A 25595-nucleotide genomic window follows, 5' to 3' on the forward strand; every position below is an offset into this window, starting at 1 on the left:
AAGGTTTCAACCTTGCGATCTTGTCGCACGCCCTGCCATGATGCCAAGCACTGCGACGACCACCAGCGAAAGCGCTGCGGCCAGACTTGCCGAAGTGAACGAACCGGAGCGCTGCGCCATGAAGCCCGCAACCAGCGGGCCGACAATCTGGCCGATGCTGAAACAGACCGTCATCCGCGCCAAAGCGCGTTTTGGCGAAGCCGGTGCAAGCGTGCGGGCGATCTGCAATCCGAACGCCGTCAACGCCATGAAAGTGATGCCCAGAAGCGCACCCCCCACCAAGGGCCCCAGCGGCGGCGCCAGAACCACGCTCGCGGCAACGCCGACGGCCTCCAGAATGGCCGTCAGGGCAAATGCGTTGAAGAGGCCGAACTTCTTCGCAGCCGGTGCCCACAGCCAGATCGAGGGCGCGGCCGTCAGGCCGGTCACCACCCACACGGCCGCTTCCATCAGTGGGCCGCCATCGGTTGCGCGCACGATTGCAATGAGGAAGGTGGCCGTGATCACATAGCCAAAGCCGAAAATTCCATAGGCCAGCGCCAGCGCGTTGAAGGCGAAGCTCTTGGGAAGCGGCGGTTCACGCGTGCCGCTGTTGCCACCGACCGGCCCTTCCCTGACGAAAGCCGCAACCAGAACAACCATGACGATGGTCAGAACTGCAGCACCGATCCAGTCGGCCCGCCAGTCAAGTCCGGCAAAACGGATCAGCGCCACCAGAACGGCAGAAAGTGCAATGCCGCTGCCGACGCCGCCGAAATGCAGGGCTCCAAGCCCGGCTCTTTCCGCCGCCGTGACATGGCTCAGCACGATTGCCGTGCAAAGGATCATCGTCACCGCACTGATGAAACCTGCAGCAAAACGGATGATGGAGAACAGCCAGACACCGTCAAAAAGCGCCATGGCAGCGCATAGCAATCCGCTGATGATCAGGCCTACAATGACGCTTGCCCGTTCGATGCCCGCAGACCATCCATAACCGGCAACAATCGCTCCCAGCAAGTAGCCGATATAGTTTGCCGATGCGATGAAACCTGCATCGGCGGCCGTGAAGCCGACATCAGCCATCATTCCCGGCAGGATCGGCGTGTAGATGAAACGCCCGATCCCCATGGCAGCAGCCATGGCCAGAAAACCGCCGAAAGCATAACGGACGGCAGTGCGGTGTTGTGAAGATACAGGCTTGGTCATTTCCAGGGAGGTCTCGGTCATTGGCGGGAAAATATACCTCAATCATCCGGGGACAATTGAATTTTTCTGATCGGACCGATCACACGGATTGAGGCTGAAACTGTCCCTCAGCACGTTAGAGCCGTCTCGATCTGATTGAATCAGATCGGCGCGTCTCAACTGTTTGTTTTAACGCGCATCTGATCCGAAAACCGTTTCACACTTTTCGGGATGCGCTCTAACACTAACCACAGAGTTGGGTTTGAACTCCGCCAAAGCAGACCTACAATAGATTTGCTACACTTTCTTGATGGAGGATCAGGATGAATAGAACAGGACTATCCGTTTGTCTGTTGACCGCCGTTACGATCACCGCCACAGGGGCAGTTCAGGCGCAGGAACTGAAGACGATGGACGATGTCGGCAGCGCGCTGAACGCCTGCTGGTCTCCGCCTTCAGGCAGTAAAAATTCCGCCGTTACTCTCAGTTTCAGCTTCAAGCGAGACGGAAGCCTGATAGGACCGCCGCGTGCCAGCGCGATCAACGTTCAGGGCGATGACAAGGCCAAAAAGGCATTCGTAAACGCTGCAATCGAAGCGGTCGAAAAATGCACGCCGCTGAACCTTGCGCCCTCACTCGCGCAGGGTATCGGCGGGAATGTCTTCACCATGCAGTTTCATTCATCTGATTAAACAAGACGTCGGCCTTCAAATAAGGTCTTGCGAATCACATAAGCGCGTGCTTATGTGATGACATGAATGAGAACGATATATTCAACGATGTATTCAGGGCACTTGCCGACCCGACCCGCCGGATGATTTTCGAGAAGCTGGCATCGGGCAGCATGAATGCCAGTGCGCTACGCGAAGGCATGGAGATCAGCCAGCCTGCCATGTCACAGCATCTGGCGGTGTTGCGCGGTGCAGGACTGGTGCGTGAGGAACGTGAGGGACGCTTCGTCAATTACGAGGTCGACCCGCACGGACTGACGCTCATCGCGAACTGGCTTGCGAAATATCGCGCCTACTGGCCGGAACGTATCGACGCTCTCAAAACCTTGCTGAAGGATATGGACCAATGACCGACCGGCAGGAAGAACCACGCGAAAATGGCATCAAGCTTGAATATGAGCTGGATGCCACGCCGCAGAAAGTTTGGCGCGCAATCAGCATTCCGGAGTTTCGCGAAAACTGGCTTCCATCCGAGGCTTTGGCCGATCCGGAGCCTGCATCCTGCAAGCCCGGTGAGGAAATAAGCTACCGGATGCGGGAAAGCGAACCGCCCTTTCTGGAAAGTATGGTCACGTTCCGCATTGTACCGGGCATTTCCGGCGGCACCTTTCTGCGCGTCATCCATGAGCTGAACGACACGCGTCTGAAGCGCACTACGGCAGTTGCCGCCAACAACAACCGGGCGCCGATGATGCGCGCAGCCTGACCGCCTAAAGCGTTTTCAGAAAACAGGGCCGCTGGAACCGCTCTATCTATTTGTTTTTACGCATGTCTTTATCCCGAAACCGGTTCCGACTTTCGGGAGACATGCTCTAACACACCAAATTTCTGGAAGAGAGGAGTTCGCCGATGCGCGAAACGATGCAACTCGTCCCTATGGTCGTGGAACAGTCGAGCCGTGGCGAAAGATCATTCGATATCTATTCACGCCTGCTGCGCGAACGGATCATCTTTCTCAATGGCGAAGTGAACGACACCGTGTCCGCACTTATCTGCGCGCAATTGCTGTTTCTGGAAGCGGAAAATTCCAAACAGCCGATCAATCTCTATATCAATTCGCCGGGCGGCGTTGTGACCAGCGGCCTCGCGATCTATGACACGATGCGCTATGTCCGTGCGCCCGTGCACACGCTTTGCATGGGGACGGCCCGCTCGATGGGCTCCTTCCTGCTGATGGCCGGTGAGCCCGGTCATCGCGCTGCCCTTCCCAACGCAAACCTGCTTGTTCACCAGCCTTCCGGCGGATTTCAGGGGCAGGCATCGGACATCTTCATCCATGCAGAGGAAGCGCAACGAACCAAGCGGCTGATGACGCGTCTTTATGCCGAACATTGCGGTCGCACCTATGAAGAGGTGGAACGCGCGCTCGACCGCGATAATTTCATGACTGCTGAAGCAGGCCTCGAATGGGGCTTGATCGACCGCATTCTGGAACGGCGGGAAGTCTCTCCGGCGTGATCTAAAACCGTTAAAGAGACTATCTAGTTCTTCGCAAAAGGTACCCTCGTGAAACCTCCGAGAATAGCTGGGATCACAGCCTCCCAAATGAATTGAAAACTAGCTAAGCAGCTGTTACTCCGTAGTTAGTTTTTTGGGGGGCTTAGTATGAAAAATTTGATTCTTTTAACCGCGTGTGCCGTAGCGCTTTCCGCATGTGCAACTACCAATGAAATGCCGCTCGCACCCAACGTGGTGCGCCTGGATACACAAGCATCTGGCGCACTATTTGCTGGCTCAGCGGGGCGCATTACAATGAAACGTGCAGCTCAAGCAACGCTGAATAGAGGTTACACTCATTTCCGCCTTGAGCAGGCCAGCACCTCGCAAGGCAGACAGTTAGTTGGCGTTAATAGCTGGAACAACGGTACGTTTTCCGCAAACACATATGGGAGTTCCACATATGGAAGCTATAATAGTTCAGGATCAGCAATGCCTGTATATGCCCCTACGGCAAATGTCGGTGTCACAGTAATCATGTTTCGAAAAGGCGATGCAGGTGCAAGAGGCGCCTGGGATGCGGCAGAAGTATTGAAAAAAGAGGGAAACGTCTAAAAGGAAAACACTCCCGATGGACGGCGTTGTTGATCACCAGCTGCGCACATCTGAAAGTTATATTATAAATCGATGGTGACGAGCGGCGATCTGTCAATACCTGACGAAGCGACAAAGGCTCTGACCGTTTTGCGGGAAAGTCTGGGGCAATCTTTGCAGGCCGTGTATCTGCACGGCTCTGCCGTAAATGGCGGACTTCGCCCCAATAGCGACGTCGATCTGCTGGTGGTCAGCAACCAGCCTCTCACATTGGAAACCGGCGCGCGTCTCGTCGGCAAGCTTATGCAGATATCAGGTCGGCATCCGGCCAAACCCGGCACGCCCAGATGTCTGGAAGTGATGATTTTTCTAGGACAGGATCTCACCGCACTCAGCTATCCCGCGCGCTGTGCATTCATCTATGGAGAATGGTTGCGCGACGAGTTCGAGGCCGGAACCGTGCCGCAACCGCACACTGATCCAGAATACACATTGGTGCTCGCGCAAGCCGGTCAGGAGGCCGTAAGCCTCGTGGGCCCGGCGCGGGAACACCTTCTGCCACCGGTGCCGCTTGACGATGTGCGACGGGCAATTGCTGACGCCTTGCCCGGCCTGCTTGGCAATCTTCAGGGTGACGAGCGCAATGTGCTGCTGACGCTTGCGCGCATGTGGTACACGCTCGAAACTGGAAATTTTACCCCGAAAGATGCAGCTGCCGCATGGGCCCTGTCGCTGGTTTCATCCGAAACCGCCTCTGCCCTTGCGCTTGGGCAGGCGGCCTATCGTGGTGCAGTTTTTGACGACTGGCAGAACCACCCCAAGCTTGCCCGACGAGCGGCGGATGAACTGGCGCATCACGTGCGGTCGCTTCTCTGAAAATCGTCAAGCTGCGGCTTCGTCCTGCTTTTGCTGCCGTTTGGGCACGGGAAGACTGTCCGGAATATCGGAATGCAGGAAATGCAAAAGCGTGTCCTGAACCGACGATAGCCGGTGCGCGCAATCACGCCAGCCGAAGGGAATATCCTTTGGCATGGGAGGAATCCGGCTTGGCTCCTGCCCTTCCTCAAGCTCGCAATTGGCAATGACCACCTGCAAGGCTTCCGTCAGCCAGAGCGGCGGCGGCGCCTCCTTCTTTCGCAGTGCATTGCCCAGCGCCTCCCCGAACAGCAGCGCCGATGCGTAAAGACGGATGCCGCGCCGGTCGTACCGGCCCGCCATTTCCGTAACCTCACGCGCCACCAGCCGCCCGCGCAGCGACCAGCGGGCATTGCTGCGCGCCAATGCGATACCGTCGCCAAGCGCGATCACCGCCCGGTGGGCGGATGTGAACTGATTGATCGCGCTTTGTGCCCGCACGGGATCCTGTTTTTCGAGTGCTACAGCCGATTGCTTGAGCCCGTTTGCGAGACGGTCGAGCAAGCCGCGAACAGCCCTGTCGATCAGAAGTACCGGGCTTGGCGTCATCAATATCTGGCTGAACAGCAAGCCCACACCGGCACCGACCAGAACGTCGATCAACCGCGTCACACCTGCAACCTGCGGCCCCATGGCGAGAACCAGAATCGCCGAAACGCCCGACTGGATAGCAATTGCCGGAGCCATGCCGAAAGAGGTCGCCAGAACCATGGCAACGAAGGTCACTATGCTTGTGTGGAAGACCGGGACGGTTTCCGGCAAGAGCAGAGAAAGCTCGCCGACCAGAACACCGGTCGTGACGCCGACCATCACCCCTATCGCCTGCTTGCCATGGTTGGGCAGGTTCGGTGCCAGGCAGATCACGGCCGTGACCATGGCAAAGACGGGTTTTGGCTGCCCCAGAGCCAGTTGGCAGATCAACCATGCGACACCGCCTGCGAAGGAAGCGATGAGGGAATCGCGCCAGCTCGCAGACCATTGCTGGACAACCTTATTTGCGCGCTGCCGCATCGATTTCTCCATCAGCTTATCGGCAGCTATCTATGGCAGCGTTTTCCCGCCTCAAGGCTTGAAGAAGTTTTCGTACTGGTCCGGCTTGAAACCGACCGTCAGTTTTCCATCCTTGTCGAGAACCGGACGCTTGACCATGGAAGGCTGTGCCAGCATCAGCGCCCGCGCCTTGGCGGCATCGACATTCTGGCGTTCTTCCTCGGGCAGTTTGCGAAACGTCGTTCCGGCCCGGTTGAGCAACTGTTCCCACGCAATATCTTTCAGGAAGCGGTCCAGCGTTTCGCCGTCGAGCCCTTCCTTCTTGTAATCGTGAAACGCATAGTCGATGCCATGGCCTTCAAGCCAGGTGCGCGCCTTCTTCATGGTGTCGCAGTTCTTGATACCGTAGATGGTCACGCTCATATCCGACTCCTTTGATCGATTAGAGCGTGATGTTTTCAAGTTGAACCATTATCCCGCTCTAAACTTTTGTTCGAGCATGATTTTATCCGAAAACCGGTTCCCACTTTTCGGAATCATGTTCTAGCCGCGATCAAAGGCTATCGAAACACCGGTTTCAACCTTTAAAACGTGTTGCATCTCACTATACTCAGGGAACACGCTTTAAGCTTTTGTTTTCACGCATGTCTTTATCCCATCGTAGCGGGATCAGAAATCAGTCCAGTGGACTGATTTCCCCGCGAAGGCGGTTCCCACTTTTGGGAGACATGCTTTATCTGGAATCGTGAAAGATTATGCCCAGCGTATGCCGCTGGCCGGAACGGATACGGCTGACACCATGCCGCATCTTGACGCGATAATCGCCGCGCGTGCCCTGCATTGGACGGTCATTGACCGCGAAAACCACGCCGTCGCCTTGCCGGAGCGGCACGACTTCCGCCCGGCTCTGCATCCGGGGACGTTGTTCGGTCAAAACGAATTCCCCGCCTGTAAAATCCTTCTCCGGCTCGGAAAGCAAAATCGCCACCTGCAAGGGAAATGCGATATCGCCGTAAATATCCTGATGCAGGCAATTATAGTCACCCTCGACATATTGCAGGATGAGCGGTGTCGGACGGGTCTGCCCTGCTGCGTGGCACCGGTCCAGAAATTCGTCATGGGTCGGGGGGAAGCGGACATCCGATCCCAGTCTCTCACTCCATCGATTGGCGATGGGCGCAAGCTGCGGATAGAGCTTCTGGCGCAGATTCCAAATTAAGGCAGGAATGGGATTTGCGTAATATTTGTATTCTCCGCGCCCAAAACCGTGTTTTCGCATCGAAATAACGGTTCGAAATGCGGCCAAATTGTAGTAACCGGCGGCTAATTCGTGGCACTCTTGTGGCGAAATGATGTTTTTGAGGATTGTGGCGCCGAACTCATCCAGTTCGGCGCCGATTTCTTGCCAGTCGTAGGCAGGGATATTTCCCGCCTGTAAGGGTTCATTTTTGTTCATGTCTGGCTCTCCCGCTTCAGGAGATCGCGTTTGCGCTCGACGCCCCAGCGATAGCCGGAGATGCCACCATCATTGCGCACGACCCGATGGCACGGAACCGCGACAGCGATCTTGTTGGCCGCACAGGCCTGTGCCACTGCACGCACCGATTTCGGCGCGCCGATACGTTCGGCAATTTCAGTGTAACTCACTGTTTTTCCTGCCGGAATTTCGCGCAAAGCCTGCCAGACGCGTTGCTGGAATGCGGTTCCTTGCAGATCGAGCGGCAGGTCGAGACCGATGCGCGGCGCTTCTACGAAACCGACAACTTCGGCCACCATGTCCTCGAACTCACGGTCTGCACCGATGAGATTGGCCTGCGGAAACCGCTTTTCCAGATCGCGGATCAGTTCTTCCGGGTCATCGCCCATCAGAATAGCGCAGACACCCTTGTCGCTTGCAGCCACCAGCACCGCCCCGAGCGTCGACTGGCCGATGGCGAAGCGAATCTCCGCATTCTTGCCGCCCTGCTTGTAAGCCTTTGGAGTCATTCCCAAAATCCTGTCCGAAGCCTCATAAAAGCGGCTGCTGGAATTGTAACCGGCATCATAGATGGCTTCGGTTACGCGGATTTCCGGTGCATCAAGCGCCTCCCGCATCTTCTTCGCACGATGCGCATCGGCATAGGCTTTCGGGGTCAGCCCTGTTAACTCCTTGAATACACGATGAAAATGGGCCGGGCTCGCCTTCACGAAAGCCGCTATTTCTTCAAGCGAAGGCACCTCTTCCGCCGTCTCTATAAAGCGGCAGGCGCTAGCGACCATATCGGCATAACGGGTGCTGTTCTGCGTCGCCAATGTCTCGGAGAGATGCGGCTTGCAGCGCATGCATGGCCGGAAACCGGCGCGTTCCGCATCCTCGCAACCCTCGAAGAATTGCACGTTTTCGCGCTTTCCACGCCGCGAGGGGCATGATGGACGACAATAGACGCCTGTCGTGCGCACCGCATAGACAAATGCACCGTCCGACGCCTTATCGCGGTCGAGTACCTTCTGCCAGCGATTTTCGTCAGGGTCGTGGGTCTTCATGGTCATAAGGTTCATGTCCGTATTCCTTCAATATGAGCATGAAGGAAGGCTAATGCCACCGCCTCGAAGCTACACTCCGCTGCTTGCTTTCAAATTCGAAACAGTGCCGTTGCACAGTCTGTTCACAAATAAGGATCATGCAAGCTTTCAGCTTTTATACCATGATATGAAAGGTAAACAGGGAGAAGACCATGACGACAATCGGCTTCATCATCGACGGTAAGGAAATTGCATCCGCATCGGGCAAGACCTTCGAGCGTAAGGACCCGGTCACCGGAAAAGTCGCCACCACCGCGCCAGCGGCCAACATCGCCGATGTCGATGCGGTTGCACTATCTGCCGCGAAAGCCTTTGAAAGCTGGTCTGAAACGGGACCGAACGAGCGTCGTTCTCTGCTGAACAAGGCGGCTGACCTGATGGAAAGCCGGGCCGATGAATTCACCCGTCTCATGCTCGAAGAGACCGGTGCAACGGCCCCATGGTCGGGCTTCAACGTCCACCTTGGCGCCGGAGTGCTGCGCGAAGCCGCAGCGCTCACCACGCAGATCACCGGCGAGATCATCCCTTCTGACAAACCCGGCATCGTTTCCATGGCCGTGCGCCAGCCGGTTGGCGTGGTGCTTGGCATGGCGCCATGGAATGCACCGATCATTCTCGGCGTGCGCGCTATTGCAGCAGCACTTGCTTGCGGCAACACGGTTATCCTGCGTTCGTCCGAATCCTGCCCCGGCGTTCATCACCTGATCGTCAGGACACTCAACGATGCAGGTTTTCCGGCGGGCGTGGTCAATGTCATCTCCAACGCGCCGGAGGACGCGCCGGAAATCGTCGCGGCCCTTGTTGCCCATCCGTCCATCCGCCGCATCAATTTCACCGGCTCCACCCATGTTGGCAAGATCATCGCCAAACAGGCCGCAGAACATCTGAAGCCTGTGCTGCTGGAACTGGGCGGCAAGGCGCCCTTCATCGTGCTGGAAGATGCCGATCTCGACCAGGCAGTCGATGCCGCGGCTTTTGGCGCTTTCATGAATCAGGGCCAGATCTGCATGTCTACGGAGCGCTTCATCGTGCATGAGAAGGTGGCTGATGCCTTTGCAGAAAAGCTTGCCGCCAAGGCAAAATCCCTGCCTGCCGGTGATCCGCGCGGCAATGTCGTTTTGGGTTCGCTGGTCGACCTCAAATCGGCTGAGCGTATGGACGCGCTCATCAAGGATGCGGTGGCGAAAGGTGGCAAGGTTCTGGCAGGTGGCAAGCGCGAAGGTTCAATCGTCGAGGCGACGATCATCGATCACGTGACGTCGGATATGGATATCTATAAGCAGGAATCCTTCGGGCCAGTAAAACCCGTCATCCGCGTCAAGGATGCCGACGAGGCAATCCGCGTGGCAAACGACACCGAATATGGCCTCTCGTTGGCGATCTTCAGTCAGGATGTGAAACGGGCGCTGGCGCTTTCGAAAAAGCTTGAAACCGGCATCTGTCATATCAACGGCCCGACGGTTGCTGACGAAGCGCAAATGCCTTTCGGCGGCGTGAAATCTTCCGGCTATGGCCGTTTCGGCGGAAAGGCCGTCATCAACGAATTTACCGATCTGCGCTGGATCACCATCGAAGGCCCGCAGCATTATCCGTTTTGAATCAGAAAGGGCGGAGTTTTACTCCGCCCTTTCATTACTGGTATCAGCTCAAGACTTTCGCGCTTCCTTGATCGCTTCGATCAGTTCCGGCTCCTTCATGACGCCGCCATAAAGCTTGGTACCGATGACGAAGGAGGGTGTGCCGCCGAAATTGAAGGCTTCACCCTGATCCATATTGCGTTCCAGAATGGCATTGATGCGCTTTGAATCGGCTTTATAGGCTGCATTGAGCTTTGCCGGATCGAGCCCGCCCTTCTTCAGTGCCGCATCCACCTGTTCCGGCGTGAGACGACCCGGCGTTGCCATCAACGCTTCCATGGCCTTCACATAATTGCCGGACTTTTCTGCAGCCAGGACGAGACGTGCGGCATAAGCCGACGTGTCGCCGAAGATGATCCAGTCCTTCATAACAAGGCGAACATTGCCGTCATTCTTGACCACGCGCATCAGCTCGCCATGCCCCTTCTTGCAGTAAGGGCATTGGTAATCGAAATACTCCACGATGGTCACATTGCCGTTCGGGTTGCCCAGAACCGGAATTTCCTTGTCGTAAAGCACTTCCGCAACCGTCGGCACGCGCTGCGCAAGGCTGTCGCCGCCTGAGATCGCAATCGTTGCGGCACCGGCTGCCGTTGCGGCCAGTATCTGACGACGGTTCATCATGAGCTTGCTCCTTTGCCCGACTGGGATTTATCCAACACGACGACACGCGCACCGGCGGTAGCGCGCTTGTAGAGATCGAGGATGTCCTGATTGTAGAGACGTATGCAGCCAGACGACGCAGCCTTGCCGACGGACCAGGGCTCGTTGGTGCCGTGAATGCGGTAAAGCGTATCCTTGCCATCGCGATAGAGATAGAGCGCGCGGGCACCGAGCGGATTACGGATGCCGCCCTCAAGGCCTTTCGCGTATTTTGCGTAATGGTCCGGATTGCGCTTGATCATGTTGGCGGTCGGCGTCCAGCGCGGCCACTGCGATTTGTAGGCAACCTTGGCATCCCCTGAGAAGGTCAGTCCGGCGCGACCGACCCCCACCGAATAGCGGATCGCCTTGCCGCCCGGCTGCACGAGGTAGAGATAGCGCGCATAGGGATCGACCACGATGGTCCCGACCGGTTCCGTCGTGACATAATCGACTTCCCGGCGCAGGTTACGATCCGCAATCTTGCTGACATCAAGTGCGGGAATGAGATTGCCGCGGTCGTTCACCGCGCCATACATGGTCTCATATTCACTCTTTACCGTCTGCACTTCTGGTGCCGGTTCGCCAACCTGTTCTCTGGCTGGTTCAACGGCAACAGGCTCTGGCGTGAAGGCAACAGCCTGCGGCATGGTGACGGCAATCGGCCGATCCGCGGATGCCGTCGTGCATGCTGCGGCAACAAAAGGCAGACAGGCCACAAGCGCGATCCGCATCAGGGATGCCCGCGCACCCCGCTTTTCATCAGATACAGTCAATTTCAAAGCCCCCGGCCGTTTCAATACATTGATCATTGTTTCCGGCCGTCGCTCACAAGGCCGACCGAACGTTCGATAGAGGCGGTTGTGACATCGCCCACCAGTCTTGTCCCCTCCGGTTCCTTGCTGATGCGATCAAAGAAGATCATCGTCGGTGGCCCCGCCACACCAAGCTTTGCCATAAGATCGGCATTGCCGCTGGTGAGCTGCGAAATATCCGCCTTGATGAGCTGATAGCCACCCAGCGCCTTCTTCACGCTTGCGTCGGGTAAAACCCGGCGCTCAACGGTGGAACAGCTTACGCACCAGTCCGCCGTGAAATAGATAAGCGTCGGCTTGTCGCCGCGCGCTTCAACAAGTTTCTCCTGAAGGGAAGAAACAGTCTCGACCGGCGCAAATTGCAGCGCGGCCAGATTCTGGTTGCCGCCACGGTTAGCGAATGCGGCCAGCGGTTGCAACGGGTCTTTTCCGCCCGAAGCCACGCCAAGCATCAAAATGACACCGTAAACGAAAGCTGCCGTGCCGATTGTTCGCGCGACAACGCTGCGCCCCGGAACCTTGAGAAACGCGAAACTTGCAGCCCCGAAAAGCAGGAGCGCCCATAGCACCATGTCCACGCCGGGCGGCAGAAGCGGAGCGGCCATGAAGATTGCGGTCGCCAGAAAACCGAAGCCGAAAATCTGCTTCACCGTTTCCATCCATGCGCCTGCACGCGGAAACGTACCCGCGCCAAGCGTGGCGAAAGCAATGAGCGGCAATCCCTTGCCGATGCCAAGCGCAAAGAGCGCGGAAGCGCCCAGCGCGACATTGGCCGTCTGCGCGATATAGAGCAGCGCGCCTGCGAGAGGTGCCGTCACGCAAGGGCCGACGATCAGCACGGACGAGAAGCCGAGAATGGCAGCTGATCGCTTGGAACCTGTCCGCTGCTGGCCATGGGGACCAGTCCGCGAGGAAACCGCGCTGACCCATGAATTTGGAAGCTGGATCTGGAACAGGCCGAACATGGAGAGCGCCAGAAGCGTGAATATTCCGGCCAGTACGAGCGCGGTCCATTTCGATTGCAGCACCATCTGCAGGTTCTGCCCCGACCAGCCTGCAATTGCGCCCACCACGGCAAAACCCAGTGCCAGACTGACAACATAGACGGCTGAAAGCACAAAGCCGCGCTTTGCCGTCAGTTTCTCACCTTCGCGTGCCAGTGTTCCGGCAAGGATGGGATAGATTGGAAAAACGCAAGGCGTGAAAGCAAGCAGAACGCCGAAAGCCAGAAATGCCGCGATGACCAGCCCGGTGCCGCCCTGATCGAGCAGTCCTTCGACCATGCCCTTTTCGGGTGCCAGAGCGAACGCCGTATTCTGCTCCACGGGTTGTACGTCAGCCGGTGCAAATACCGATGCCTGCGTCAGCGCCTTGGCCTTCTGCCCCATTTCGCTCGATATGGCGAGCGTGACCGGATCGACGGTTCTGGTTTCCGGACGGTAGCAGATGCCGTCCTCCTGACAGCCCTGATAGGTCAGCGCCAGCGGCTGCGCATCTGCTTTTACGCTTGCCGTGGCATGGGTATAATAGACTTCAAGCCGCCCGAAATTCGGATCGTCCTTGGGCATGCCGGGTTGCGTGTCGACAGCAAGCGCATTTCCCTGCCCGTCCTTCGCTTCTATGTGATCGCGATAAAGATAGTAACCATCCGCGATCTGCCAGTTGAGCACGAGACGGCCATCCGTATCCTTCAGCACACTCAGGCGGAAAGCCTGATCGACCGGCAGCGGGTTCGCTGCCAATGCCGGGCCGAGCGCAAGAAACAAACTGATGATTAAGCCGACAAGGCTCGCAAAGAAACGCATTACGATTTTCCGCATAAATTCGATTCGGGGCAAATTTATCATGTTGCAAGAAGCGAATGTCCCCGCCACCTTAAGGCAGCCTTAAGCTGGCGCGGTGAAAAGCCCGCGTGCTTCTAATTGTCAATAAAGGCGGAAACAGGAACTCATGCGCATACTCGTGGTAGAAGACGACACGATCCTCCTCGACGGACTAACCGTAGGGTTGGGGCTTGCCGGTTTCACTGTGGATGCCGTGTCCAATTGCGGTGATGCGGAAGCAGCCCTTGCCGCCCAGAATTACAACGCCGTGGTACTTGATCTCATGCTGCCCGATGGTTCGGGTCTCGACATCCTCAAGACGATGCGGCGCGGTCGCGACGAGACCCCTGTGCTGCTGCTGACTGCCCGTGATCAGGTGCCCGAGCGCATTGCCGGCCTTGATGCAGGTGCCGATGATTATGTCGGCAAGCCCTTCGATCTGCACGAGCTTGCAGCCCGCGTGCGTGCCGTCGCCCGACGCGGTGCCGGGCGTGCAAATGCCCTGCTTGAATGGCGTGGCGTCGAACTGGACCCGGCGGAAATGTCGGTGCGCTTCAATGGAGAACCCGTCAGGCTGACGCGACGCGAATTCTCGATCCTGCGCGCCTTGATGGAACGGCCGACCGCCACCTTCTCCAAATCCTCGCTGGAAGAAGCGCTTTATGGCTGGCAGGAGGAAGTGGAAAGCAACGCGGTGGAAGTGCATATCCACCACCTGCGCTCGAAACTCGGTTCCGATTATATCGAAACGGTGCGCGGTGTCGGCTACCGTCTGGCGGGGGCAAACGCATGAATTCCATTCGCAGCCGCCTCACCGGTATCCTCATCGGCGTTACCTGTATTGTCTGGCTTTTCGCAGTGGTGTGGATTCACATCAGCACCCAGTCACAGCTTGAAAAAGTGCTCGATGCGCGCCTGATGGAGGCCGCACGCATGGTCAATTCGCTTCTGACCGAGCATCGCGTTGAGGTGGGGCCGGAAGGAGATGGCGGGCAATTGTCGCTGAAGCCGATGCCGGATTTTCCGCTCTATGACCGGCAGTTGTTCTGCCAGATATGGGCGCTTGACGGCAGGCTGGTCGGACGCTCCGAAAGCGCGCCGGGCGTGCGGCTCACCAATGTCGCGAACGGGTTTTCCGATACGGAAGTCGCGGGCGACCGCTGGCGTGTGTTCGCGGTGGAGAATACCCAGCTCGGCCTGCGTGTCATGGTCGGCGACAGCCTGAGCGTTCGCGAAAGGCTGGTGCAGAATGTGGTGACGGGTCTTGTTCTGCCAGCCCTGCTGATGCTGCCTGTTCTGGCGCTCATGATCTGGCTGTGCGTGCGGCGCGGCCTCGATCCGCTGAGCCGTCTTGCCTCCGTGCTTTCCAAGCGGCAGGCGGAGGATTTGCGGCCACTGCCCGAACAGAACCTGCCCAAGGAGATCGCGCCTGCCGTCACCGCGCTGAACGGGCTTTTCCATCGTGTCGAGGAGGCGCGCGAACGCGAGCGCAACTTTGCGATCTTTGCCGCGCATGAACTGAAGACGCCGCTCGCCGGACTGAAGACGCAGGCGCAAATTGCCGAAGGCGCAAAGGACGAGAAAATGCGCGCCAATGCGGTGCGCCAGATCGCGGCGGGTGTTGACCGCACCAGCCGCCTCGTCAACCAGCTTCTCGATCTCGCCGCGCTCGAGACCGGCGACGAGCCTGAAACGCCGACTTTTGAACCGGCATGCCAGCTTCTGGTCGCGGTTTCCACCGATATGCGGATGCTTGCAGCCCAGCGCGGAGTTTCCATCGAACTGCCGGAAACCATGCCTATGGTGCAACTGCCCTTCCCGCATCTCTTCACGCTTGCGGCACGCAATCTGATCGAAAATGCCGTCAATCACTCGCCCAGGGATGGCACCGTACGCTGCCGGACAGAAGCCGAAGCGGGCAAGGTCAGGCTCATCGTCGAAGATGACGGCCCCGGCATTCCCGAAAGCGAAATGCCGCACGTGACCGAGCGTTTCTTTCGCGGCACACATCGCAACGAAACCGGCAGCGGCCTTGGCCTCGCAATCGTGAAAATGGCAGCTGAGCGGATGAGCGGCGAGCTGCATCTATCCAATCGTCCGCAAGGCGGACTAAGCGCCTCGATTGTCGTGCCGGGCATGATTATCGGATAACATAATACCGCGTCTCGCATTATCGCCGTTGACTTACGACCCTCTTGCTTTAATTTGCAACTGCAAATCATTTGCAATATAAAATGATAATGGCTTTTCTTTCGAGACGTAACTGGTTCGAGCCCTATGACCTTCGCCGTGACAGGCTTTTCATCCGTCTGAAACCGCGGCGGCTTCGACTGTCTATAGCAAAGCATGGTTTTGACGCGAGCTATCCCACCAGACAGGACCACTGAGGCCGAGCATGCTGTTCAAACCGGACCCTGCAGGACAAGGCAAAAGTTCCCGAGAGCAGCTTGTTCAAAAGGTCAGATCGATCCTCAAGCAAGCAGGCCTTCGCCCGACGCGCCAGCGCCTGGCATTGGGTCAATTGCTGTTTTGGGACGAACATAGGCATGTGACGCCGGACCTGCTTTATGAAGAGGCACGGCTGGCGGGAGAACTGCTCTCGGTGGCAACTGTCTACAATACGCTGAACCAGTTTGCCGAAGCGGGCCTGGTCCGCAAGATATCCCTTAATGGCGAACGGACCTATTTCGACACCGATACCGGCGATCACACGCATTTCTATATCGCTGCAGAAGACCGCGTCATCGATATTCCGTCTGAATCGATAAGCATCGGCCCACTTCCCGCACCGCCTGCTGGATACACGATCAGGAAGGTCGACATCATGATCCAGCTTGAGCGGGTTGACGACGAATCCTGAGCGCCGATCTCCCCTATTTTCGGGCCTTTTAGCAGCTGTCTTTGATTTAGATCAATGACACTTGCATCCAGAGCGCAGATAGGGAACCTATCGCTATTGCTGCCTCATCCGAGGTGGCTCTTGTCATGCGCTGCGAGGGGATTTCATGAACTACGCCGCTGGAACAGTCCTTTCCGGTCTGGGAGCACTTTTTGCCGTGCTTCTGGCCGGATTTTCCCATGATGAGCTGTTCAGAACCCATATGTGGATTCTGTTCGCTACACTGGCCATCTTCACCATTCTTCTGATGCGAAATGCCGATTACGGCCTGACGCCGAAAAAGGTCGATCAATCCACTTATATGGATGGTCCGATCCGCTACGGTGTCATCGCAACGGTTTTCTGGGGGGTGACCGGTTTTCTGGTCGGTGTGGTTATCGCCGCGCAGCTCGCCTTTCCCGATCTCAATCTGGAACCCTATCTGAATTTCGGCCGCCTGCGTCCGCTGCACACCTCTGCGGTGATCTTCGCATTCGGCGGCAATGCGCTTATTGCATCGTCATTCTATGTCGTGCAGCGCACCTGCCGCGCCCGTCTCATCGGCGGCGACCTCGCATGGTTCGTGTTCTGGGGCTATCAGCTCTTCATCGTCATGGCTGCAACCGGCTATCTGCTCGGCATCACCCAGAGCCGTGAATATGCCGAACCGGAATGGTATGTCGACATCTGGCTCACCATCGTCTGGGTCGCCTATCTGGTCGTCTTCCTCGGCACGATCCTGAAGCGCAAAGAGCCGCATATCTATGTGGCGAACTGGTTCTACCTGTCCTTCATCATCACCATCGCCATGTTGCACATCATCAACAATCTGGCGATCCCGGTCTCTTTCCTCGGCGTGAAGAGCTATTCGGCTTTCTCCGGCGTTCAGGATGCGGTGACGCAGTGGTGGTATGGCCATAACGCCGTTGCCTTCTTCCTGACGGTGCCGTTCCTGGCCATGATGTACTATTTCGTACCGAAGCAGGCAGAGCGTCCGATCTATTCCTACCGCCTGTCGATCGTGCACTTCTGGTCGATCATCTTCCTCTATATCTGGGCCGGTCCGCACCATCTGCATTACACCGCTGTTCCCGATTGGGCGCAGACGCTCGGCATGGTCTTCTCGATCATGCTCTGGATGCCATCCTGGGGTGGCATGATCAACGGTCTGATGACGCTTTCGGGCGCATGGGACAAGGTTCGCACCGATCCGATCATCCGACTGATGGTTGCAGCTATCGCCTTCTACGGCATGGCGACCTTCGAAGGCCCGATGCTTTCGATCAAGGCCGTCAACTCGCTGTCGCACTATACGGACTGGACCATCGGTCACGTTCATGCGGGCGCGCTTGGCTGGAACGGCATGATCTCGTTTGCCGCCGTCTATTACCTTGCACCGAAGCTGTGGAACCGCCAGCGGCTCTATTCGATCCGCATGGTCAACTGGCACTTCTGGCTGGCGACGCTCGGCATCGTTCTCTACGCGGCTGCCATGTGGGTTGCCGGTATCCAGCAGGGCCTGATGTGGCGCGAATACGACGATCAGGGCTTCCTCGTCTATTCCTTCGCGGAAACCGTGCTCGCCATGTTCCCATACTACGTCATCCGTACGCTTGGCGGCGTGCTCTACCTCGCCGGTGGCTTCGTGATGGCCTGGAACGTCTATCAGACCATTCGCGGCAATCTGCGCAACGAAGCCCCGATGGGCGGTGCGCAGCCTGCAACTGGCACCGCCATGCAGCCTGCCGAATAAGGAGCGTGTGATTTATGTCGATACTAAAGAACCACTCCAAGCTGGAGAAAAACGCAACGCTGCTGCTGATTGCATCGCTCGCCGTGGTCACGGTCGGCGGCATCGTTGAAATCGCACCGCTCTTCTATCTCGAGAACACCATCGAGAAAGTGGAGGGCATGCGCCCCTACTCGCCGCTGGAGCTTGCGGGCCGCGACGTCTATGTGCGTGAAGGCTGCTACCTTTGCCACAGCCAGATGATCCGCCCGTTCCGCGACGAGGTGGAACGCTACGGTCACTACAGCCTTGCCGCAGAATCCATGTACGATCATTCGTTCCAATGGGGTTCCAAGCGCACGGGGCCTGACCTTGCGCGCGTCGGTGGCCGTTATTCGAACGAATGGCACGTGCAGCACCTTGTCCGCCCGCGCGACGTGGTGCCGGAATCGGTCATGCCGAGCTATGCCTTCCTGAAGGACCGCCCGCTGGATGCCTCCAATATTGCTGGCAATCTGAAGGCCAATGTGGCGGTCGGCGTGCCCTACAGCCAGGAAATGATCGACAGTGCGCTGGACGATCTCAAGGCGCAGGCCACGCCCGATGCCGATACTTCCGGTGTTGAGGCCCGCTATCCCAAGGCCAAGATCGGTGATTTCGACGGCAACCCGCAGATGATCTCGGAGATGGACGCACTCATCGCCTATCTTCAGATGCTCGGCACGCTGGTCGACTTCTCGACCTACGACCAGTCCCCCAAAGCGAGATAAAGCGGAGATTTAGCGATGGATTACAATACCATGCGCACTTTCGCCGATAGCTGGGGTCTGCTCGGCATGGCGCTCTTTTTCCTCTTCGTCGTCTTCTACGCCTTCCGGCCAGGCAGCAAGCAGATAGCCGACCACGCGAAGGACATTCCTTTCAAGGATGACGCAAATGACTGACAAGCAAATCGACGATGTCACCGGTGTAGCGACGACCGGCCACGAATGGGACGGCATCAAGGAACTCGACAATCCGATGCCCCGCTGGTGGCTGTGGACATTCTACGCCACCATTTTCTGGGCGATTGCCTATGTCATCGCCTATCCGGCCTGGCCGCTGATTTCCAGCTCCACCGGCGGCATGCTCGGCTGGTCGAGCCGTGGCGCTTTCTGGGAAGAAACCGCGAGGATCGATAGTGAGCGCCAGGGCATTATCGACCAGATCAAGGCCAAGGACGTGCACGAGATTCTGGCGGATGAAAACCTGCGCCAATATGCGATTGCCGGTGGCGCTGCTGCCTTCCGCGTCAACTGCGTGCAGTGCCACGGTTCTGGCGCACAGGGCGCACCCGGCTATCCAAACCTCAACGATGACGACTGGTTGTGGGGCGGCTCCATCGACGACATCCTGACGACCATCCGTCATGGCGTGCGCTCGAAGGACGATGCCGACACCCGCGTTTCCGAAATGCCGGCTTTTGTCGACGTGCTGGAACCACAGCAGATCCGCGATGTCGCAGCCTATGTGGTGAGCCTCTCCGGCACGCCGCACAATCCGAAAATGGTGCCGGAAGGCAAGAAGGTGTTCGCCGAAAACTGTGCTGTCTGCCATGGCGCGGATGCCAAGGGCCTGCGTGAGTTCGGTGCGCCGAACCTGACAGACGCCATCTGGTTCTACGGTTCCGGCGAAGACGCCATCGTGCGTCAGGTGTCGCATCCCAAGCATGGCGTCATGCCCGCATGGGAAACACGCCTCGGCGATGCGACCGTCAAGCAGCTTGCCATCTTCGTCCATTCGCTGGGCGGAGGCGAGTAGCCAGGCCACAAGGCCTAGCTACAGGGCAGTAAGGCAATAGGGGAGTAAGGCAGTAGGGAAAATAAGGAATTAGGGACTGTATTGATCGCGGCCATCACATACTGCCCTATTGCCTTACTGCCCTACTGCCCTGCTCCAAAGGAGCGAAAAATGTCAGACGATGTCGAACGCATTGACGTTCAGGCAGTCAATTCCCCCAAGACCCGCCAATCGCTTTATGCGGCGCGGGTGAAGATTTTTCCGAAGCGCGTGCAGGGCGAGTTCCGGCGCTTCAAATGGATTGTCATGCTCATTACGCTGGGCATCTACTATCTGACGCCCTGGCTGCGCTGGAATCGCGGCCCCTATGCACCCGATCAGGCGGTGCTGATCGATCTTGCCAACCGCCGCTTCTATTTCTTCTTCGTCGAAATCTGGCCGCAGGAATTCTACTACGTCGCGGGCCTGCTCATCATGGCGGGCCTTGGTCTGTTTCTCGTCACCTCCGTCGCGGGCCGCGCCTGGTGCGGCTATACCTGCCCACAGACCGTCTGGGTCGATCTCTATCTGGTTGTCGAACGCGCTATAGAAGGCGATCGCAACGCGCGCATGAAGCTCGACAAGGGTCCATGGACCTTCGACAAGATCTGGAAGCGGGTTGCCAAACACTCGATCTGGATCGTCATCGGTGTCCTGACCGGAGGCGCATGGATTTTCTATTTCGCCGACGCGCCGAAGCTGCTCATGGATTTCGTGACCGGTCAGGCCGCACCCGTCGCCTATTTCACCGTCGCCATCCTTACCGCCACCACCTATATTTTCGGCGGACTGATGCGCGAGCAGGTCTGCACCTATATGTGCCCGTGGCCGCGTATTCAGGCCGCGATGCTGGACGAAAATTCGCTCACAGTCACCTATAATGACTGGCGCGGCGAGCCACGCTCACGCCATTCCAAGAAGGCGATTGCCGCAGGCGAAACCGTGGGCGATTGCGTGGATTGCAATGCCTGTGTCGCCGCGTGCCCGATGGGGATCGACATTCGCGACGGGCAGCAATTGGAATGCATCACCTGTGCGCTGTGCATAGACGCCTGCAATTCCGTGATGGACAAGATCGACAAGCCGCGCGGCCTCATCTCCTATGCGACACTGGCCGACTACGACTTCAACATGGCGCTTGCAACCAATAACGGTACCGCTCCCATCGACCCCGCACGCGTCTATAAGGCGCCGAACACTTTCTCCGACAAGGTGCAGAACCTGTCGTGGAAGAAGGTGTTGCGTCCGCGCAGCATGTTCTACTTCGCGGTCTGGGCGCTGATCGGCCTCACCCTCGTCATCTCGCTTTCAACCCGCCAGCGCATCGGCATCAACGTGCTGCACGATCGCACGCCGCAATATGTGCTTCTGTCGGACGGCTCGATCCGCAACGGTTATACGGTCAAGCTGCTCAACATGATCCCGACGCCGCGCACCTTCCGCCTTTCCATCGAAGGCCTGCCGGGCGCAACGCTGACCGTTCAGGATGAGACAGCGGATACAGACGGCAATTACGACGTGCCGGTGGAACCGGACCGTCTGAAGACGTTGCGCGTCTTCGTCACCATGCCGCATGATGCGATAACCGATCATCGCAAGGACTATGAAATCGAAGTGCGCGACGCAAACGGCGCGGAACACGCACGCTACAAGGCAACGTTCATGGCACCGGAGGGCAGATAATGTCGATCAAGTCGAAAACCTCAGGCACGTTTACCGGCTGGCATATGCTGGGCATCATGGTCGCTTTCTTCGGTGTCATTATCGCCGTCAATCTGACCATGGCTTACAATGCCATCCATAGCTGGAGCGGGCTGGTTGTGCAGAACACCTATGTCGCCAGCCAGGAGTTCAACGACAAAGCCCAGACCGGCAAGGAGCAGGCCGCCCTGCAATGGCAGTCAAAGCCTGCTTTTGAAAAAGGCATCTTCACCTGGCAACTGGCCGACCGTGACGGCAAGGCCGTCGCCATGACCGGCGGTACGGTGGAGTTCAAACGCCCGGTCGGCGATGAACACGACACCAAGGTCACACTGACGGTTCGTGAGCCTGGCATACTGACCGCCCCGCTGGAACTTGGCGAGGGTGCATGGATCATGGAAGTGAATGCCGATGCCGGCCTTGAAGACCCATACCGCCACATCATCCGTGTTCTGGTGAAGGACGGGAGGATATTATGAGCTGCTGCGTCGAGAATGCACAGATAGCGACCGTCGTTCAGGCCGTTTCGGCAGATGAAATGCAGGTCGCAAGCCGTGCGCTTGGAGACGGCTTTCGCCAGCTCGACCTGTCGGTTCCCGGCGTTCATTGTGGTCTGTGCATCAAGAATATCGAGGAGACGCTCGGCAAGATCACAGGTGTTGCCTATGTCCGCGTCAACCTGACAGCGCGCCGCGTGACTGTGCGCTGGAAAGATGGCGAGACGCCGCCCGATGTTGTCGATCCGCTGCGCAGGCTCGGTTATGAAGCACATATCTTCGACATGGCGCAGGATAAGGACCCGACCTTCACGCGGCTTCTGATCGCGCTTGGCGTCGCGGCCTTTGCTTCCAGCAATGTGATGCTTTTGTCCGTTGCCGTCTGGTCGGGTGCGGACGCTGCGACCCGCGACATGTTTCACTGGATTTCCGGCCTCATCGCCCTGCCGACGCTGATCTATTCCGGCCGGATTTTCTATGTTTCAGCCTGGAATGCGCTGCGCGCACGGCGCGTGAATATGGATGTGCCGATTGCACTCGCCATCACGCTTGCCTTCGGCATGAGCGTTTATGAAACCCTGCATCATGGCCAGCACGCCTATTTCGATGCATCGGTGACATTGCTGTTCTTCCTGCTGATCGGTCGCACGCTCGACTACATGATGCGCGCCCGTGCACGCTCGGCCGTGCGCGGACTGGCACAGCTCGGCAGCCGCGGCGCCGTGGTGATCGGCGAGAATGATGAACGCAATTACCTGCCGGTCAACGAAATCCGCCCCGGAATGCGCATCATTCTTGCGGCAGGTGAACGAGTACCTGTCGATGCGAAAGTAGAAGAAGGCCGTTCGGAACTTGATTGCGCCATTGCATCAGGTGAAAGCGATGCGGTTCCCGTCGGCCCCGGCTCGGATATTCGCGCGGGCACGCTCAATCTCTCCACTCCGCTTATCATCCGCGCGACGGCGGAAGCCAAGGATTCCTTCCTCGCTGAAATGGTGCGACTGATGGATGTCGCCGAAGGTGGACGCGCCTATTACCGTCGTCTTGCCGACCGCGCTTCCGAACTCTATGTGCCGATGGTCCACACCATCGCCTTTGCGGCCTTTGTCGGCTGGATGGTCTACACGGGCGGCGACTGGTATCGCTCGATCTATATCGCGATCTGCACCCTCATCATCACCTGCCCTTGCGCGCTTGCCCTTGCAGTGCCGATTGTGCAGGTGGTTGCGGCCAGACGCCTGTTTGAAAATGGCATCATGATCAAAGATGGCTCCGCCATGGAGCGTATGGCCGAGATCGACACCGCCATTTTCGACAAGACCGGCACTCTGACGCTCGGTCAGCCGAGACTGATCAATGCCGATGCGATTAATCCCCGCAATCTGGAGGTCGCAGCCGAGCTGTCGCTTTATTCGCGCCATCCGCTGTCGCGGGCGCTTGCGCTGTTCTCAGGTGCAAAACCGATGACGGCCTTTACCCATATCGCGGAAGTACCGGGCGCCGGCATCGAAGCAGAACTGAACGGTTCCATCTATCGGCTTGGCAAACGGGATTGGGCGGACAATAACGCTGCCATGCCTCATGCTGATGGCCCTGAAACCTGTCTTTCCATTGATGGCAAGCTGGTTGAAATCTTCCGCTTTGAGGACCAGCCACGCGAAGACGCTGCCGGAGCCATCGCCACACTGAAGCGCAACGGCCTGAAGCTTGGCATCATTTCCGGTGACAGGCTGCCCGCCGTGCAAAAGCTTGCGGGCTATCTCGGCGTCGATAATTTTAAAGCCGAAGTGCTGCCTGCCGACAAGTCGGAGCTGGTGCAGAAGCTGTCGAACGAAGGCAGCAAGGTTTTGATGGTCGGCGACGGATTGAACGATGCTCCGGCCCTTGTCGCCGCCCATGTTTCCATGGCCCCCGCGACGGCAGCCGATATTGGCCGCAATGCTGCGGATTTCGTCTTCCTGCGTGAAAGCCTGTCGGCAGTGCCGCTAGCCTTTGCCGTATCGAAGGAAGCGGGACACTTGATTAGCCAAAACTTTGCGCTTTCCATCGGCTATAATATCATAGCCGTCCCGATTGCGATTTTCGGCTATGTCACCCCGCTGGTGGCGGCACTTTCAATGTCACTGTCGTCCATCGTGGTGGTCAGCAATGCATTGCGGTTGCGGGCCGGAAAACAAAAGCAACAGACGCAAAAGACTATCGCGCCTGTTGCTATCATCAAGGAAGCGCATAAATGAGCGGACTTCTCTTTCTCATTCCCATCGCGCTGTTTCTAGGCTTGCTCGGCCTTGTCGCCTTTCTCTGGTCGTTGAAAAACGGCCAGTACGACGATCTGGACGGAGCGGCGAACCGCATTCTCCTTGATGACGAAACTAGCCCGTTATCAAAATCGCGCGTAGATCATTAACATTCGTGCCGGTAGGCCCCGGTATGAACAGATCACCAACGGCGTCGAATGCCGTCCAGGCATCATTGGCGTTGAGCCGCGCCGCGCCATCCTCGCCCGCTTTTTGCAGACGCGAAACAGTGGAACCATCGGCATAAGCGCCCGCATTGTCTTCCGAACCGTCGATGCCGTCCGTGTCGGCGGCCAGTGCATGAATATTGTCATAGCCATCAATATCAAGCGCGAAAGACAGCAGGAATTCGCTGTTGCGCCCGCCTTTACCGCCCTTGCCGCGAATGGTGACGGTCGTTTCACCGCCTGACAGAATGACGACCGGCTTCTTGAACGGGCGGTCACGGTCGGCCACTTCGCGGGCTATCGCCGCATGAACATGCGCCACTTCCCGCGCCTCACCTTCCATCGCATCGGACAGGATCACAGCTTCGACGCCGTGACGCGCAGCTTCCTTCACCGCCGCTTCCAGCGAAACGGCAGCCGACGCAATGACGCGCACTTCATTGCCTGCAAAAACCTTGTCATCCGGCTTCGGCGCATGAGCCTTCTCGCTCTTGATGTGGGCAAGCACCGCTTCTGGCAGATCGAGCCGATAGCGTTCGATGATCTTCAAAGCCTCATCGCGGTTTGTCTCGTCCGGCACAGTTGGGCCGGAAGCCACGAAGGCCGGATTGTCGCCCGGAATGTCCGAGACGACCAGCGAGAAAACCTTTGCCGGATGCGCCGCTGCTGCCAGTCTGCCGCCCTTGATCATCGACAGATGCTTGCGGACCGCATTCATGGCCGAAATCGGCGCGCCGGATGCGAGCAACACCTTGTTGACGGCGATTTCGTCCTCAAGCGTCAGCCCTTCCGGCGGCGACGGCAGCAAGGCAGACCCACCACCGGAAACAAGCGCCACCACGAGATCATCTTCCGTCAGGTTCGACACGGCATCGAACAGCCGCTTCGAGGCGGCGAGCCCCGCTTCATCGGGAACCGGATGTGCGGCCTCTATGATCTCGATACGCTCGCAGGGCGCGCCATAGCCGTAACGTGTGACCACGACCCCTTCCAGCGGAGCATCGTGTTTTTCGGCCCAGGCGCGCTCGAAAGCCGCCGCCATCTGCGCCGAACCCTTGCCCGCACCGATGACAATCGTGCGCCCCTTCGGCCTGGCCGGAAGATTGGCACGGATCACAAGTTCAGGATCGGCGGCCGCAACAGCGGCATCAAAAAGGCTGGTCAGAAATTTCTTCGGATCGGCGATGGCTGTCAT

The 25595-nt window shown here is 57.9% G+C and carries 27 protein-coding genes; 18 read left to right on the forward strand and 9 right to left on the reverse strand.

The window, feature by feature from the left end; translation table 11 throughout:
- Positions 1-6: 6 nt before the first annotated feature.
- Positions 7-1188 carry a YbfB/YjiJ family MFS transporter gene (locus MKS82_RS07575; RefSeq protein ID WP_109986270.1) on the reverse strand — a complete coding sequence of 394 codons (1182 nt, stop codon included), beginning with the start codon at positions 1186-1188 and terminating at the stop codon, positions 7-9.
- Between the two features lie 302 nt (positions 1189-1490).
- Here MKS82_RS07575 and MKS82_RS07580 point away from each other — a divergent pair, with 302 nt between their 5' ends.
- The 6 genes from MKS82_RS07580 (at position 1491) to ant(9)-Ic (ending at position 4805) form a co-directional block, all read left to right on the forward strand.
- Positions 1491-1859: a hypothetical protein gene (locus tag MKS82_RS07580; RefSeq protein ID WP_109986104.1), complete on the forward strand. Its 369-nt coding sequence runs from the start codon at positions 1491-1493 to the stop codon at positions 1857-1859.
- Positions 1860-1921: 62 nt separating this feature from the next.
- Positions 1922-2248, forward strand: coding sequence for an ArsR/SmtB family transcription factor (locus MKS82_RS07585; protein WP_176037157.1), 327 nt, complete (start codon positions 1922-1924; stop codon positions 2246-2248).
- Positions 2245-2604 carry an SRPBCC family protein gene (locus tag MKS82_RS07590; protein ID WP_109986102.1) on the forward strand — a complete coding sequence of 120 codons (360 nt, stop codon included), beginning with the start codon at positions 2245-2247 and terminating at the stop codon, positions 2602-2604. The genes MKS82_RS07585 and MKS82_RS07590 overlap by 4 nt, the downstream gene beginning before the upstream one ends.
- A gap of 143 nt (positions 2605-2747) precedes the next feature.
- Entirely contained in the window at positions 2748-3356 is a 609-nt protein-coding gene (locus MKS82_RS07595) for an ATP-dependent Clp protease proteolytic subunit (protein ID WP_109986101.1), read from the forward strand.
- Between the two features lie 147 nt (positions 3357-3503).
- Positions 3504-3950, forward strand: coding sequence for a hypothetical protein (locus MKS82_RS07600; protein ID WP_109986100.1), 447 nt, complete (start codon positions 3504-3506; stop codon positions 3948-3950).
- A gap of 72 nt (positions 3951-4022) precedes the next feature.
- A complete protein-coding gene (ant(9)-Ic, locus tag MKS82_RS07605; RefSeq protein WP_176037156.1) occupies positions 4023-4805 on the forward strand; it encodes an aminoglycoside nucleotidyltransferase ANT(9)-Ic in 783 nt (260 codons plus the stop codon).
- A 6-nt stretch (positions 4806-4811) separates the two neighbouring features.
- Here ant(9)-Ic and MKS82_RS07610 read toward each other — a convergent pair whose 3' ends face one another.
- The 4 genes from MKS82_RS07610 to ada form a co-directional block, all read right to left on the reverse strand.
- Entirely contained in the window at positions 4812-5855 is a 1044-nt protein-coding gene (locus MKS82_RS07610; RefSeq protein WP_176037155.1) for an FUSC family protein, read from the reverse strand.
- Between the two features lie 51 nt (positions 5856-5906).
- Positions 5907-6257, reverse strand: a complete 351-nt coding sequence (locus tag MKS82_RS07615) for an ArsC family reductase (protein ID WP_109986098.1) — start codon at positions 6255-6257, stop codon at positions 5907-5909.
- 310 nt (positions 6258-6567) lie between these two features.
- Positions 6568-7290: a 2OG-Fe(II) oxygenase gene (locus tag MKS82_RS07620; protein ID WP_176037154.1), complete on the reverse strand. Its 723-nt coding sequence runs from the start codon at positions 7288-7290 to the stop codon at positions 6568-6570.
- Complete coding sequence (gene ada, locus MKS82_RS07625; protein WP_176037153.1) at positions 7287-8372, reverse strand: bifunctional DNA-binding transcriptional regulator/O6-methylguanine-DNA methyltransferase Ada; 1086 nt, start codon at positions 8370-8372, stop codon at positions 7287-7289. Before ada ends, MKS82_RS07620 begins: the two co-directional genes overlap by 4 nt.
- Positions 8373-8548: 176 nt before the next feature.
- On the opposite strand from ada, the gene MKS82_RS07630 reads away from it, so the two are divergent.
- Positions 8549-9994 carry an aldehyde dehydrogenase gene (locus tag MKS82_RS07630; protein ID WP_176037152.1) on the forward strand — a complete coding sequence of 482 codons (1446 nt, stop codon included), beginning with the start codon at positions 8549-8551 and terminating at the stop codon, positions 9992-9994.
- A 48-nt stretch (positions 9995-10042) separates the two neighbouring features.
- Here MKS82_RS07630 and MKS82_RS07635 read toward each other — a convergent pair whose 3' ends face one another.
- The 3 genes from MKS82_RS07635 to dsbD form a co-directional block, all read right to left on the reverse strand.
- Positions 10043-10657 (reverse strand): DsbA family protein, encoded by a 615-nt coding sequence (locus MKS82_RS07635; protein WP_176037151.1) that lies wholly within the window; start codon positions 10655-10657, stop codon positions 10043-10045.
- Positions 10654-11409: a L,D-transpeptidase family protein gene (locus MKS82_RS07640; RefSeq protein ID WP_176037288.1), complete on the reverse strand. Its 756-nt coding sequence runs from the start codon at positions 11407-11409 to the stop codon at positions 10654-10656. The genes MKS82_RS07635 and MKS82_RS07640 overlap by 4 nt, the downstream gene beginning before the upstream one ends.
- Before the next feature lie 74 nt (positions 11410-11483).
- On the reverse strand, positions 11484-13295 hold the full coding sequence (gene dsbD, locus MKS82_RS07645; protein ID WP_176037150.1) for a protein-disulfide reductase DsbD: 1812 nt from the start codon (positions 13293-13295) through the stop codon (positions 11484-11486).
- Positions 13296-13440: 145 nt separating this feature from the next.
- On the opposite strand from dsbD, the gene MKS82_RS07650 reads away from it, so the two are divergent.
- The 11 genes from MKS82_RS07650 (at position 13441) to ccoS (ending at position 24343) form a co-directional block, all read left to right on the forward strand.
- Positions 13441-14106 carry a response regulator gene (locus tag MKS82_RS07650; RefSeq protein WP_109986091.1) on the forward strand — a complete coding sequence of 222 codons (666 nt, stop codon included), beginning with the start codon at positions 13441-13443 and terminating at the stop codon, positions 14104-14106.
- The gene (locus MKS82_RS07655; protein ID WP_109986090.1) at positions 14103-15464 is read left to right on the forward strand and encodes an ATP-binding protein; all 1362 of its coding nucleotides are present in this window, start codon (positions 14103-14105) and stop codon (positions 15462-15464) included. Before MKS82_RS07650 ends, MKS82_RS07655 begins: the two co-directional genes overlap by 4 nt.
- A gap of 244 nt (positions 15465-15708) precedes the next feature.
- Positions 15709-16173: an iron response transcriptional regulator IrrA gene (gene irrA / locus MKS82_RS07660; protein WP_109986089.1), complete on the forward strand. Its 465-nt coding sequence runs from the start codon at positions 15709-15711 to the stop codon at positions 16171-16173.
- A gap of 145 nt (positions 16174-16318) precedes the next feature.
- On the forward strand, positions 16319-17944 hold the full coding sequence (gene ccoN, locus MKS82_RS07665) for a cytochrome-c oxidase, cbb3-type subunit I (protein ID WP_109986088.1): 1626 nt from the start codon (positions 16319-16321) through the stop codon (positions 17942-17944).
- A gap of 14 nt (positions 17945-17958) precedes the next feature.
- On the forward strand, positions 17959-18690 hold the full coding sequence (gene ccoO, locus MKS82_RS07670; protein WP_109986087.1) for a cytochrome-c oxidase, cbb3-type subunit II: 732 nt from the start codon (positions 17959-17961) through the stop codon (positions 18688-18690).
- Between the two features lie 15 nt (positions 18691-18705).
- Entirely contained in the window at positions 18706-18864 is a 159-nt protein-coding gene (locus MKS82_RS07675; protein WP_010658290.1) for a CcoQ/FixQ family Cbb3-type cytochrome c oxidase assembly chaperone, read from the forward strand.
- Positions 18857-19720, forward strand: coding sequence for a cytochrome-c oxidase, cbb3-type subunit III (ccoP, locus tag MKS82_RS07680; RefSeq protein ID WP_109986086.1), 864 nt, complete (start codon positions 18857-18859; stop codon positions 19718-19720). Before MKS82_RS07675 ends, ccoP begins: the two co-directional genes overlap by 8 nt.
- A 150-nt stretch (positions 19721-19870) precedes the next feature.
- Entirely contained in the window at positions 19871-21421 is a 1551-nt protein-coding gene (ccoG, locus tag MKS82_RS07685) for a cytochrome c oxidase accessory protein CcoG (protein ID WP_109986085.1), read from the forward strand.
- Positions 21421-21918, forward strand: coding sequence for a FixH family protein (locus MKS82_RS07690; RefSeq protein WP_109986084.1), 498 nt, complete (start codon positions 21421-21423; stop codon positions 21916-21918). Before ccoG ends, MKS82_RS07690 begins: the two co-directional genes overlap by 1 nt.
- Complete coding sequence (locus MKS82_RS07695; RefSeq protein ID WP_109986083.1) at positions 21915-24173, forward strand: cation-translocating P-type ATPase; 2259 nt, start codon at positions 21915-21917, stop codon at positions 24171-24173. Before MKS82_RS07690 ends, MKS82_RS07695 begins: the two co-directional genes overlap by 4 nt.
- The gene (ccoS, locus tag MKS82_RS07700; RefSeq protein ID WP_061345049.1) at positions 24170-24343 is read left to right on the forward strand and encodes a cbb3-type cytochrome oxidase assembly protein CcoS; all 174 of its coding nucleotides are present in this window, start codon (positions 24170-24172) and stop codon (positions 24341-24343) included. The genes MKS82_RS07695 and ccoS overlap by 4 nt, the downstream gene beginning before the upstream one ends.
- On the opposite strand, the gene MKS82_RS07705 is transcribed toward ccoS, so the two are convergent.
- Complete coding sequence (locus MKS82_RS07705) at positions 24309-25595, reverse strand: glycerate kinase type-2 family protein (RefSeq protein WP_109986082.1); 1287 nt, start codon at positions 25593-25595, stop codon at positions 24309-24311. The genes ccoS and MKS82_RS07705 overlap by 35 nt on opposite strands.

The organism is Ochrobactrum sp. A-1, assembly GCF_022488005.1.
Classification (GTDB): Bacteria; Pseudomonadota; Alphaproteobacteria; order Rhizobiales; family Rhizobiaceae; genus Brucella.